We start from the raw sequence: 12,043 nt of genomic DNA on the forward strand, positions 1-12,043 counted from the left end.
AACGCGGCCACGGAGAGGAAACGATGAACAAGCTCGTGCGCAGGGTGCTTCCGGTCGCAGCCGTGGCCGCCGCGGCCACCGCCGTCATGGTGCCCGCGCAGGCGAACGGCATCAAGTGGTCGGTGCTGTACGGCGCGCAGCTGTGCGGCAGCGGCTACCAGGTGATCGACGCCGTCGGGCACGGGTCCGAGGCGACCACGGTGCTGGCCTACAACTCCGACAACGGCCACAACTGCGTCGTCACCGTGCGGGAGGCCCCGGTGTTCGGCTCCGGCCCGGTCAACCTGAGCGCGACGCTGCAGGTGTCCGGCCAGTCCGCGGTGACCGACCGCGGCTACTACTCCAAGTACGCCGGCCCGATCTGGGCGGACGGCGACGCCCGCTGCGTCATCTGGGGCGGCAGCGCCCCCGGCAGCTCGTGGCTGAGCGGCTGGAGCCACTGCTCCTGACCCTCGCGGGGCCGCGCCGGCGGGACCGGCGCGGCCCCGTCCGGGCATCGCGGTCTTCGGACAGCAGGCGGGGGCGCCATGCCGGACGACATCGGAGCGCATGGACATGCCCTTCCTCATAGACCGCGGAAAGGCGTCAGGGCCGTTCCGCGGTCTCGGCGAGGAAGTCGCGCAGGATCTGCGCCAGTTCCTCGGGGCGGTCCTCGGGGATGAGCGTCGCGCTGTCGGCGACCTCGACCAGGCGGCCCTGCGGGAGGAGCTCGGCGAGCCGCCGGCCGTGATCGCGCGGCATCATGACGTCCTTTCCGGCCCACACGACCAGCGCCGGGCGGTCGAAGCCGCGCAGCGCCTCGCTCCAGGCCAGCAGCGTGCGGCGCGGCGGGCTGCCGGTGCCGAAGGCGCGCAGGTCCCGGCGGACGGCGCGGCTGCGCCGGGCCGGCTCGAACCAGGAGTCCAGGACGTCGTCGGGGATGCGGGTGCGGCTGACCGCGCCCCAGGCCTTGCGGCCGTGCCGGAACAGCGGCGTCCGCAGCAGCTGCATGAGCAGCCACGCCCCGCCGGGCGCCCGGAGCAGCAGGACGGCCGGGCGCGCATGCGGCGGCGGGAAGTTGTCGAAGGCCTCGCAGGCGACGAAGACCATCCGGCCGACGCGGTCGGCGCGGCCCAGCGCGACGAGGAACTGCGGGCCGCCCCAGTCGTTCATCACCAGGGTCACGTCCTCCAGGCCGAGGGCGTCCAGGAAGTCCGCCAGGATCCGTGCCTGGCCTTCCTGCGACAGGTCGGCGCCCGGCCGCATGGGCGTGCGGTGGCTGCCGAGCGGCAGCGTCGGCGCGATGCAGCGGGCGCCGGGCAGCAGCGGCACGACCTTGCGCCACTGCAGATGGTTCATCGGGAAGCCGTGGGTCAGCACGACGACGGGGCCGGTCCCGCCCGTGTCGGTGTACTCGATGGGCCCCGCGGGGGTCTCGGCGATGGGCATGGGCACGCTCCTTGAATGATCGTTCAAGTCAGGACTACCATGCGGGGAGCGCCCAGGGAAAGGGACCGGACATGGCCGCTCCACCGAACGACACCCGCGACCGCATCGCCCAGGCGGCCGGCGAGCTGTTCCGGCGGCAGGGCTACAGCGCCACCGGGCTCCAGCAGATCGCCGCCGCGTCGCAGGCGCGCATCGGGTCGATCTACCACTTCTTCCCGAACAAGGACGCCCTCGCCGAGGCCGTCATCCGGGCGGGCGGCGCGGCCTACGGGGCGATGGTGCTCGCGCTGCTGGAGCACGGCCCGGACGACCCGGTCGAGGCGCTCGGCGCGGCGTTCGCGCGGGCGGCCGACGACCTCGCCGCGACCGGCTACGCCGACGCGTGCCCGATCGCCACGATCGCGCTGGAGGTCGCGAGCACCAACGAGCCCCTGCGGCGTGCGACGGCGGAGGTGTTCACGGCGTGGACCGACGGGCTCGCGGCCTGGTGCGCGCGGTTCGTGGCCGATCCCGAGGGGGCCCGCGACCTGGCGACCGCGATCCTGACGTCGCTGGAAGGGGCGTTCATGCTGAGCCGGGCGCTGCGCGACCCCGGCCCGCTGCTCGCCGCCGGGCGCTCGGTCACACGGCTGGCGACGGCGATGCGCACCGACCCGGCAGGCACGCCGCCATAGCCCGCCGGGCACCGTGCGGGCCGCCGCTCACAGCAGGCGTGCGTGATGCGCGGCCTGACGTGTCCCTGCACCGGATGACCGCACGGACGTTGGCCTCCGCGACCGTGTTGAACCGCATCGCCCAGTAGTCCTCGGCGTACGCCGGCGCCGGCGACGTGCACGGTGTTGCCCGAATGATCGCGGTTCAGCCTGGCCGCGCCCATGGTCATCCCGGTGTCGTCCGCCGCGACGACGGCGCGGAAGCGAGCCGCCGCTCGCAAGGGCGGCGGCTCGCGGACCGGTCGTGCCGCTCCTCAGACCTCGTCGACGCTCATCGTGCCCTCGTTGGGGCGCCGGGACAGGTCGATGCCGAGTTCCTCGGCCGCGCGGAAGACGTCCTCGTCGGTGTCGCGCATCTCGATGGACATGCCGTCGCTGGAGAGCACCTCGACGTTGAGGCAGAGCGACTGCATCTCCTTGATGAGGACCTTGAACGACTCCGGGATGCCCGGCTCCGGGATGTTCTCGCCCTTGACGATGGCCTCGTAGACCTTCACGCGGCCGAGGACGTCGTCGGACTTGATCGTCAGCAGCTCCTGCAGGGCGTAGGCGGCGCCGTAGGCCTCCAGCGCCCACACCTCCATCTCACCGAAGCGCTGACCGCCGAACTGCGCCTTACCGCCCAGCGGCTGCTGGGTGATCATGGAGTACGGGCCGGTCGACCGGGCGTGGATCTTGTCGTCGACCAGGTGGTGCAGCTTGAGGATGTAGGTGTAGCCGACCGAGATCGGGTGCGGGAAGGGCTCGCCGGACCGGCCGTCGAACAGCCGCGCCTTGCCGCTGGGCATGACCCGGCGGTCGCCGTCGCGGTTGGGCAGGGTGCTGCCCAGCAGGCCGATGATCTCCTCTTCGTCCGCGCCGTCGAACACCGGGGTGGCGACGCTGGTGCGGGGCCCGGCGTGCCCGAAGCCCTTCTCGCGCAGCCGCTCGGCCCACTCCTCCCGCACCCCGCCGATGTCCCAGCCCTGGGCGGCGATCCAGCCCAGATGGGTCTCCAGGACCTGGCCGACGTTCATCCGGCCCGGCACGCCGAGGGGGTTGAGGATGATGTCCACGGGGGTGCCGTCTTCGAGGAAGGGCATGTCCTCGACCGGAAGGATCTTGGAGATGACGCCCTTGTTGCCGTGGCGGCCGGCGAGCTTGTCGCCGTCGGTGATCTTGCGCTTCTGGGCCACGTAGACGCGGACCAGCTCGTTCACGCCCGGCGGGAGCTCGTCGCCCTCGTCGCGGGAGAACACCCGCACGCCGATGACCTTGCCCTGCTCGCCGTGCGGCACCTTCAGCGAGGTGTCGCGCACCTCGCGCGCCTTCTCACCGAAGATCGCACGCAGCAGCCGCTCCTCGGGCGTCAGCTCGGTCTCACCCTTGGGCGTGACCTTGCCGACCAGGATGTCGCCGGGGACGACATCGGCACCGATACGGATGATGCCGCGCTCGTCGAGGTCGGCCAGCACCTCCTCGGAGACGTTCGGGATGTCCCGGGTGATCTCCTCGGGGCCCAGCTTGGTGTCGCGGGCGTCGACCTCGTGCTCCTCGATGTGGATCGAGGACAGGATGTCGTCCTGCACGAGGCGCTGCGACAAGATGATCGCGTCCTCGTAGTTGTGGCCCTCCCACGGCATGTAGGCCACCAGCAGGTTCTTGCCCAGCGCCATCTCGCCCTGGTCGGTGCACGGCCCGTCCGCCAGGACCTGACCCGCCACGATCCGTTCCCCCTCGGCCACCAGGGGTTTCTGGTCGTAGCAGGTGCCCTGGTTGGAGCGCTTGAACTTGATGAGCCGGTAGGTGGTGCGGGTGGCGTCGTCGTTCATGACGGTCACGTAGTCGGCCGAGACCTCCTCGACCACGCCGGCCTTCTCGGCCACGATCACGTCACCGGCGTCGACCGCGGCGCGGTACTCCATGCCGGTACCGACCAGCGGGGCCTCGCTGCGCAGCAGCGGAACCGACTGGCGCTGCATGTTGGAGCCCATCAGCGCGCGGTTGGCGTCGTCGTGCTCCAGGAACGGGATCATCGCGGTGGCGACCGAGGTCATCTGCCGCGCCGAGACGTCCATGTACTGGACTTCGCGCGGACCCACGAGTTCGACCTCGCCACCCTTCTTGCGCACCAGCACCCGCGGCTCGGCGAACGAACCGTCCTCGGCCAGTGCGGAGTTGGCCTGCGCGATGACGAAACGGTCCTCCTCGTCCGCGGTGAGGTAGTCGATCTGGTCGGTCACACGACCCTCGACGACCTTGCGGTAAGGCGTTTCGACGAAGCCGAAGGGGTTCACCCGGCCGAACGCCGCGAGCGAGCCGATCAGGCCGATGTTGGGGCCCTCAGGAGTCTCGATCGGGCACATCCGGCCGTAGTGCGACGGGTGGACGTCACGGACCTCCATCCCCGCCCGCTCACGCGACAGACCTCCCGGGCCAAGAGCCGACAGACGCCGCTTGTGCGTCAGCCCGTCCAGGGGATTGCTCTGCTGAAGGAACTGCGAGAGCTGGCTGGTGCCGAAGAACTCTCTGATGGAGGCGACGACGGGGCGGATGTTGATCAGGGTCTGGGGCGTGATCGCCTCGACGTCCTGGGTCGTCATCCGCTCGCGGACCACGCGCTCCATCCGCGCCAGGCCCAGACGGACCTGGTTCTGGATGAGCTCGCCGACGGTGCGCAGGCGGCGGTTGCCGAAGTGGTCGATGTCATCGACCTCGATCGGCACCTCGGTCGCGCCGAGGGTCGCCTCCTCCTCACCGGCGTGCAGGCGGACCAGGTACTCGATCGTGGCGACGACGTCGTCCTCGGTCAGCGTGCCCTGGGTCATGTCCAGGTCGAGCCCGAGCTTCTTGTTCACCTTGTAACGCCCGACCTTGGCCAGGTCGTAGCGCTTGGGGTTGAAGTAGAGGTTCTCCAGCAGGGTCTGCGCCGACTCCTTGGTCGGCGGCTCGCCCGGGCGCAGCTTGCGGTAGATGTCCAGCAGCGCGTCGTCCTGGCCGGAGGTGTGGTCCTTCTCCAGCGTGATGTTGATCGACTCATACGAGCCGAAGCGCTCACGGATGCGCGCCTCGTCCCAGCCGAGCGCCTTCAGCAGCACCGTGACGGGCTGCTTGCGCTTGCGGTCGATGCGCACACCCACGTTGTCGCGCTTGTCGATCTCGAACTCCAGCCAGGCACCACGGCTGGGGATGACCCGGCAGCCGTAGATGTCCTTGTCCGAGGCCTTGTCCAGCGCGCGGTCGAAGTAGACGCCGGGCGAACGCACCAGCTGGGAGACGACCACCCGCTCGGTGCCGTTGATGATGAAGGTGCCCTTGGGCGTCATGAGCGGGAAGTCGCCCATGAACACCGTCTGGCTCTTGATCTCACCGGTGGTGTTGTTGATGAACTCCGCCGTGACGAACATCGGGGCGGAGTAGGTCATGTCCTTGTCCTTGCACTCCTCCACGGAGTACTTGGGCGGCTCGAACCGGTGATCCCGGAAGGACAGCGACATGGTCCCGGAGAAGTCCTCAATCGGACTGATCTCTTCGAAAATCTCTTCGAGGCCCGACTGGGTCGGGACGCTCTTACTTCCGGCCTTCTGGGCCGCCTCGACCCGGGCCTTCCACTTCTCGTTACCCAGCAGCCAGTCGAACGAATTGGTCTGCAGGGCGAGAAGGTCGGGGATTTCGAGCTGCTCCTGGAGGCGGGCGAAGGAGACACGGCGGGGGCCGGCGGGTACAGCGGAGGCGTTCGAGACAGCCAACAGATGTCCTTCCGAGGGATCGCGGCGGACTGACGGCGCACACGCCGGACGACATCAGCCGGTACAGCGGAAGGAGATGTCGAGGGCAGGCGCAAAGAGGCAGCATAGACCAAAAAGCAAACCGATGCCCACAGCTATATGTATTGTCAACCTCGATCCCCCTATCAGGATCACATGCCGACAGGGAAGTCGTCAAGCCGGGCGCGGAAAAACCCGGATTCTCAATGACGACCGTACGGCCGAGGCCTCGGTGTCACCGCGGCCGCGCGTCCGTCCAAGGGCCGGTGGGCCCGCGCCCGAGCACACGCTCCACGACGATGCGGGTGAGCCAGCCCAGAGCGGCGGTGAACAGCGGCGGCCATTCCACCGGCCCGATGGAATAGGCGACCAGCACCACGAGCGGAATCCACACGCGGTGCGCGGCCTGGTAGAGGACGCCGGGCGGGCGGGCCCCGGCCGTCCGCACCGCGTCGGGCAGCACGAAGAAGACCAGCGCGCCGGCGGTCGTCGGCACCCCGTACTTGACGCTCTCGAAGACGGTGAACGCGGCGAGGAACAGCGCGAGCGCACCCCAGCCGATCTTCCGCGTCCAGCCGCCGGACTTGGAGACGGGCTGCGGCACTTCGTCACGCGTGCGCTCGGCTGTCATGCCCGCAGCGTACGTTCGGTCAACCGGCCGCGCGCTCTTACACCGGCATGCGTGCCAAGGCCGATCGGGCCTTCCGACCTCGGACCGGGGCATCTCAGTGGGGTTGGGGGTTGGGTAGCATCCCGACCTCAACGACCGCGCTATGAGAAGAAGTCACCTGGATGCCCCAGGACCTGACGCCCGCTGTTGCGTGGGTTCGTCTCCACCACCACTACGGCACCGCCGAAGACATCCCCGGACTGCTGCTGGCCTGTACGGATCCCGAGCGGGCCGGCGAGGCCTTCGGTGAGCTGTTCAACAAGATCCACCATCAGGGTGGCGCGGTGACGTCCGCCGCGCCCGCCGTGCTGCCGGCTCTCGTGGCCTGGGCCGTGGACCCGGCCTTCGGCCCGCGCCAGGCGGCGCTCGACCTCATCGGGAACCTCGCGCGAACCGGCCGGCGGGCCAGGCCGCAGTTCGTCACCGCCGCGTGGCCTGCGGCATGGGCGGCCGCGATACCGCCGCTGCTGGCCCTGCTCGTGGACGCCGACCTCGCCGTCCGCAGGTGTGTCGCCTTTCCGCTGGCGCAGGCCGCCGCACACGCGGACCAGGTACTGCCGGCGTTGCTCGCCCGCTGGCGGGAAGAGGACGACGAGCCGTCCCGGCTCGGTCTCGTCTTCGCCGCCGGCCAGCTGCTGCGGCACACCGAAACGCCGTGGCCTCCCGAGGTGATCGACTGGCTTGCCGCTCTCCCCCGGCATGATGACGAAGCCCAGCGGTTCGCGGGCGTGCTCGCCCTGCGCCGCTGCGGGCTCGGGGGCCGGGACCCCCGGCACATCGACGTGGCCGGGGCCTATCTGGGCACGGCGAAGCGCGATGCCTGGAGGTCCGCCTGGTGCGGTCCGGCGACCCCGGCCTGGACGGACGGGCTCCTCGGCGAGGACCGCGACGGCCGGACGCGGCTCGCAGCGAAGCTGCTCCGCAGCCCGGACCCCCGTGCGCTGCGCCCGGCGGCCGAGGTGATGAGCCGTTGGCGCTCCCCGGTCGCCGAGCTGCTGCCGCTCGTCGCCGCGCATCTGTCCGGCGGCGATCCGGAAGACCGGCGGTTCGCCGCCTCGGTCCTGGCCTCCGCCGGCCGCGAGGCCGGGCCCTGGGCGGACGAGCTCGCTGCCGTCTGCCGGGACGCCGATTCCAAGGCCGCGGTGGCGGCGCTGCACGCGCTGGTCCGCATCGGCGAGCCGCGCGCCGTCGCGCTGCTGGCCGAAAGGCTCGGCACTCCGGCGCACGGGGCCGCGTATGCGACCGGCCACGGTGGATGGTGGCACCGGCCGTCCCTTCACGAGCTCCTCGTCCCGCTGCGCGCACACTCCGCCGAGTTGCTCCCCGTCGTCCGGGACAGGCTGCGCTCCGCCACGACGATGCAGGAACGGCGGGCTTACGCCCGGGTGCTCGCGGAATGGGGACCGGACGCCCGCCCGGCCATCGGCGAACTGGAGCCGCTCCTCGCCACCGACGCGGAGCCGTGGGCGCTGGACGCGCTGGTCGCGCTCGACAATCCCGAGGCGGCGGCGGTGGCGTTGCCCCGGGTGCTCGCCTCGCTCGCCAAGGACGACGCCCCGGCAGGGGAACGGCTGCGGAACGCGACCCGGCACTGGCGGCTTACCCGGGATCCGGCCGCTCTGCTGGAGCTGGTGCGCGACGACACGAACCGTCCCGACCTGCTGGTGCTGGCCGAACTGGGCCCGGCGGCGGCACCGGTGGAGGGCCGCCTGCGCGGGTGGCAGGGGCAGGGCTGGGAACGGTTGCAGATCGCACACGTCCTCTGGCGGATCACCGGCGACCCCGCGGACGCCCGGGCCGCCGCGCTGGCCGCCCGCCTGGCCCTCGCCCAAGACCACGCCCTAGGCGGCTACGCGATCCGGATGCTCGGGCTGCTCGCGGACCTGGGCCCGCCGGCCGGGCCAGTGGCTCCCGCTCTGCGGCCGCTGCTCACCTCCGATCGACGCCCCGTCGTCCCCGGCGGATGGCACAGCATGCCCGACGACGAACAGCTGTGCGCGACGGTGCGGACCGTCCTCACCGCGGCCGAAACCGGCTGACCCCTCAGCCGCCCTTCCGGCCCGGCCGAGGATCGGCCGGGCCGGAACGCACTGCAGTTCGATCAGCCCCTGTCCGTACCCGTCACTTGGCGGGGAGCCATTCCTGGAGATCGGCGAGATGGCCGAGTTCCGCCTCGATGCGCGCCCTGTCGTCGTGGGTGAGTTCCAGGCCGCGCAGCTCGGTGAGCCAAGGACCGGCGGGTTCGCCGAGGATGGTGGCCAGCTCGGCGAGGTGGCACAGGGCGATGGCCCGTTCGGCCGCCGGGGCGACGGGGCCGTGCCTGCGGACCCCGGACTTGAGCGCCCGGAACGCTTGCAGGTCGTCGTTTTTGAACTCGCGCAGGATGCGGACGTTGTCGAGCACCCTGGCCAGGCCCGCCAGCTCCTTCGAACCGCCGTAATCCAGCTCCTCGGGCTCGTCGCGCTGGACGAAGACGACCGAGTTCCCCGACGGGTCGAACAGCGTGAACCGCGATGCGCCGGGCCGGTAGCGGGTGATCCGCGGCAGGCCCGTGTTCAGCACCTTTCCGTACACCCGGCGCATCGCCGCGACGAACGCCGCGTGGTAGGGCGCCACCGCATCGACCATGACCAGGCAGGCCCCGGATGCCTCCCTGGCCGGGTCCAGCCCTTCGGGCGCCGGCCCGAAGCGCAGTTCGAAGCCGCTCCATCGCAGCGCCAGGTAGATGTAGGGCTTGCTCTGTTCAGCGGTGACCTCGAACCCCAGCGCCTTGTAGAACGCCAGACTCTCCTCCACCGACACGCACGGCAACAAGGGCACCGTCGTCTCGTTCGGCCGGACCATCGGCTCGTCCAAACCGTTCACCTCCCTGGATCGTCCGGCGATGGTGGCACCCTTCACCGAACCCCGCATATGGATCGTTCCAAGGGGCCGGCCCGTCATCGAAGGCCGTCGAGGTCAGTCCGAGTTGTGCCAGAGCAGCACGCCGGGGCCGTCCGGCGTGCTCACCGGGACCCATGCTTCGTCGGCCTCGCGCATCCGGCTCTCGTCCAGCCGCAGGACATGCGGCTCGTCGGTGGTCCCGTCGCTCGTCCAGTAGCGGACGGCTCCGACGATCTCGCGGAGCCTGTCCCGCTCGGCGTCCTGCCACGTGTGGTCCCGGGTGCCGGCGCCACGGAAGTGCCTCTCGAACAGCTCGCGCAGGGCGTCCAGTTCGTCAGGGCCGACCAGCGGCACCAGGAAGCCCTCCACTTCGCCCTGCCGGCAGGCGGTTCCGCCGTACTGGTGCTGATAGAAGACGCCGGTCTCCGCCTCGACCACCACATACAGCCAGCCGCCGCCACTGGTGCCGTCGGGATCGAGGAAGACGAAGCGCCGGGTGCCCATGCGGCAGTCTTTCCGGCCGGTGGCCGCGACTTCAACGGCGTTGATCCTCGATCATCCGGGCGGCGGGGTGCTGCGGGCTTGGATGGCGTGCAGGACGGCGACCATGTCGGAGCCGCCGTGGCCCAGGGCGACGGTCTCGTCGAACAGGGCGTGGCAGACGTCCAGCAGCGGGGACGCCAGGCCGGACGCGCGGGCGGCGGCGGCGATGAGGCGGTTGTTGTACAGCACGTCCAGGGCGCCCGCCTGGACGGAGAAGTCCCCGGTCAGCAGCTTGGGCGCCTTCATGCGGGAGACGCCGCTGGCCATGGGGCCGGCGTCCAGGACGTCCAGGAACAGGCGGCGGTCCAGGCCGTGGCGGTCGGCGAAGTGGAACGCCTCGGTCAGGCCGGTGACCATGGTGATCAGGAAGAGGTTGACCGCCAGCTTGGTGAGCAGCGCGTCCGGGACGGCGCCGCAGGCGAAGCTCTCCCGGCACATGGGCGCGAGCAGCGGGCGGACCTCGGCCACGGCGGCGGGGTCGCCCGCCAGCATCGCCACCAGCTGCCCGGCCTCGGCGGGCACGCGGGAGCCGGAGACGGGCGCCTCGACGTAGCGTCCCCCGGCGGCGCCGACCTCGGCCTGCAGCGCGCGGGAGTACTCCGGCGACGTCGTCCCCATGTGGACGACGGTGCGGCCGGCGATGGCGACCCGGCGCAGCACCGCGTCGATGGCGGCGCCGTCGGCCAGCATCATGAAGACGGTGCGGGTGCGCGCGAACACCTCCTCGGGGCTCTCGGCGACGGCCGCGCCGGCCGCGCGCAGCGGTTCGGCGCGGGCCGGGGTGCGGTTCCAGACCAGCAGGGGCGTGCCCGCCCGGGCCAGGTTCAGCGCCATGGGCTGCCCCATGACGCCGAGGCCGATGAATCCGATCTCCACCTCGCGCCGCCTTCCGAGCGTCATAATGGACCGTGGTTATGACAGTGGTCATAAGAGCGGCGCAGGTCAAGTAGGGAGGCCGGAGATGGCGGAACGCGGACCGCGCGAGCGGATGGTCTTCAGCGCGGCCCAGCTCATCCGGCGCGACGGCGTCGCCGCCACGGGCGTGCGCGATGTCGCCGCGCACGCCGGGGCCCCCCGGGGATCGCTGCAGCACTACTTCCCCGGCGGCAAGGAGCAGCTGGTCAACGAGGCGGTGGAGTGGGCGGGCCGCTACGCCGCCGGCCGGGTGGCGCGGTTCATGGAGCGGATGCCCGAGCCTACGCCGGGCGGGCTGCTGGCGGCCATGGCGGGCCAGTGGATCGACGAGGGCCTCGACGCGGGCTGCCCGGTCGCGGCGGCGACGATCGACCGCGGCGGGTCGACCCGGGCGGCCGCCGAGGCGTTCGCCTGCTGGGCCCGCCCGCTGGCCGAGGCGCTGACGGGCATGGGCGTCCCGGCCGGCCGCGCGCCGGCCCTGGCCACCCTGATGATCAGCGCCGTGGAGGGCGCGCTGCTGATCGCCCGCGCCGAACACGACGCACGGGCCCTGACGGCGGTGGCCGCGGAACTGGGGCCCATGCTGGACGCCGCCGTCGCGTGATCGCGGGCCTATCTTTGCGGACATGGTCAACATGCCCTCGGTGGAGCCCGCCGTCTTCCACGCGCCCTTCCGCGACCAGTTCGAGGTGTTCCTCGACGAGCACCGCTCCCGGATGCACGACAGCCTGAACGGGTTGACCGAGGAGCAGGCGCGCCGCGCGCTGGTGCCGTCCAAGACCACCCTGCTCGGCCTGGTCAAGCACGTCACGTTCGTGGAGAAGGTCTGGTTCGACGAGGCGATCGCGTGCCGGTCCCGCGCCGAGATCGGCATTCCCGACACTCCCGACGAGTCGTTCGACCTGGCCGCCGGCGACACGGTCTCCTCCGTCCAGGAGGCCTACCGGCGGGCGTGCGCGGAGTCCCGCCGGGCCGCGGCGGGACTGTCCCTGGACGACGTGGTGCGCGGCAACCGCCGGGGGCCCCTGCCGCTGCGCTGGGTCTACCTGCACATGCTGCGCGAACTGGCCCAGCACTGCGGCCACGCCGACATTCTGCGCGAGCAGGTCCTCCGCGATGTGTCGTAGGCGGCGGCCATAGTGCTC

The 12,043-nt window shown here is 71.4% G+C and carries 11 protein-coding genes; 5 read left to right on the forward strand and 6 right to left on the reverse strand.

Going from position 1 to position 12,043, the window contains the following annotated elements:
* Window positions 1-23 precede the first annotated feature (23 nt).
* Window positions 24-449: a hypothetical protein gene (locus ACRB68_RS23310; RefSeq protein WP_153535914.1), complete on the forward strand. Its 426-nt coding sequence runs from the start codon at window positions 24-26 to the stop codon at window positions 447-449.
* Between the two features lie 136 nt (window positions 450-585).
* Here ACRB68_RS23310 and ACRB68_RS23315 read toward each other — a convergent pair whose 3' ends face one another.
* Window positions 586-1,428: an alpha/beta fold hydrolase gene (locus ACRB68_RS23315; RefSeq protein ID WP_153535916.1), complete on the reverse strand. Its 843-nt coding sequence runs from the start codon at window positions 1,426-1,428 to the stop codon at window positions 586-588.
* Between the two features lie 71 nt (window positions 1,429-1,499).
* On the opposite strand from ACRB68_RS23315, the gene ACRB68_RS23320 reads away from it, so the two are divergent.
* Window positions 1,500-2,102: a TetR/AcrR family transcriptional regulator gene (locus tag ACRB68_RS23320; protein WP_153535918.1), complete on the forward strand. Its 603-nt coding sequence runs from the start codon at window positions 1,500-1,502 to the stop codon at window positions 2,100-2,102.
* Window positions 2,103-2,395: 293 nt separating this feature from the next.
* On the opposite strand, the gene rpoB is transcribed toward ACRB68_RS23320, so the two are convergent.
* The gene (gene rpoB / locus ACRB68_RS23325) at window positions 2,396-5,872 is read right to left on the reverse strand and encodes a DNA-directed RNA polymerase subunit beta (protein WP_153535920.1); all 3,477 of its coding nucleotides are present in this window, start codon (window positions 5,870-5,872) and stop codon (window positions 2,396-2,398) included.
* Between the two features lie 250 nt (window positions 5,873-6,122).
* Window positions 6,123-6,518, reverse strand: a complete 396-nt coding sequence (locus ACRB68_RS23330; protein WP_153535922.1) for a DUF4260 domain-containing protein — start codon at window positions 6,516-6,518, stop codon at window positions 6,123-6,125.
* 161 nt (window positions 6,519-6,679) lie between these two features.
* On the opposite strand from ACRB68_RS23330, the gene ACRB68_RS23335 reads away from it, so the two are divergent.
* Window positions 6,680-8,596 carry a HEAT repeat domain-containing protein gene (locus ACRB68_RS23335; protein WP_153535924.1) on the forward strand — a complete coding sequence of 639 codons (1,917 nt, stop codon included), beginning with the start codon at window positions 6,680-6,682 and terminating at the stop codon, window positions 8,594-8,596.
* Between the two features lie 82 nt (window positions 8,597-8,678).
* On the opposite strand, the gene ACRB68_RS23340 is transcribed toward ACRB68_RS23335, so the two are convergent.
* From ACRB68_RS23340 to ACRB68_RS23350, 3 genes are all read right to left on the reverse strand, one after another.
* On the reverse strand, window positions 8,679-9,413 hold the full coding sequence (locus ACRB68_RS23340; protein ID WP_153537648.1) for a VOC family protein: 735 nt from the start codon (window positions 9,411-9,413) through the stop codon (window positions 8,679-8,681).
* Between the two features lie 102 nt (window positions 9,414-9,515).
* Complete coding sequence (locus ACRB68_RS23345; RefSeq protein WP_153535926.1) at window positions 9,516-9,944, reverse strand: DUF6210 family protein; 429 nt, start codon at window positions 9,942-9,944, stop codon at window positions 9,516-9,518.
* Between the two features lie 51 nt (window positions 9,945-9,995).
* On the reverse strand, window positions 9,996-10,859 hold the full coding sequence (locus ACRB68_RS23350; RefSeq protein ID WP_328594644.1) for an NAD(P)-dependent oxidoreductase: 864 nt from the start codon (window positions 10,857-10,859) through the stop codon (window positions 9,996-9,998).
* Window positions 10,860-10,944: 85 nt separating this feature from the next.
* On the opposite strand from ACRB68_RS23350, the gene ACRB68_RS23355 reads away from it, so the two are divergent.
* Window positions 10,945-11,502 carry a TetR/AcrR family transcriptional regulator gene (locus ACRB68_RS23355; RefSeq protein ID WP_153535930.1) on the forward strand — a complete coding sequence of 186 codons (558 nt, stop codon included), beginning with the start codon at window positions 10,945-10,947 and terminating at the stop codon, window positions 11,500-11,502.
* A 22-nt stretch (window positions 11,503-11,524) separates the two neighbouring features.
* Window positions 11,525-12,025 carry a DinB family protein gene (locus ACRB68_RS23360; protein ID WP_235959866.1) on the forward strand — a complete coding sequence of 167 codons (501 nt, stop codon included), beginning with the start codon at window positions 11,525-11,527 and terminating at the stop codon, window positions 12,023-12,025.
* Window positions 12,026-12,043: the final 18 nt, after the last annotated feature.

The sequence above is a fragment of the Actinomadura macrotermitis genome, assembly GCF_009604375.1.
Classification (GTDB): domain Bacteria; phylum Actinomycetota; class Actinomycetes; order Streptosporangiales; family Streptosporangiaceae; genus Spirillospora; species Spirillospora macrotermitis.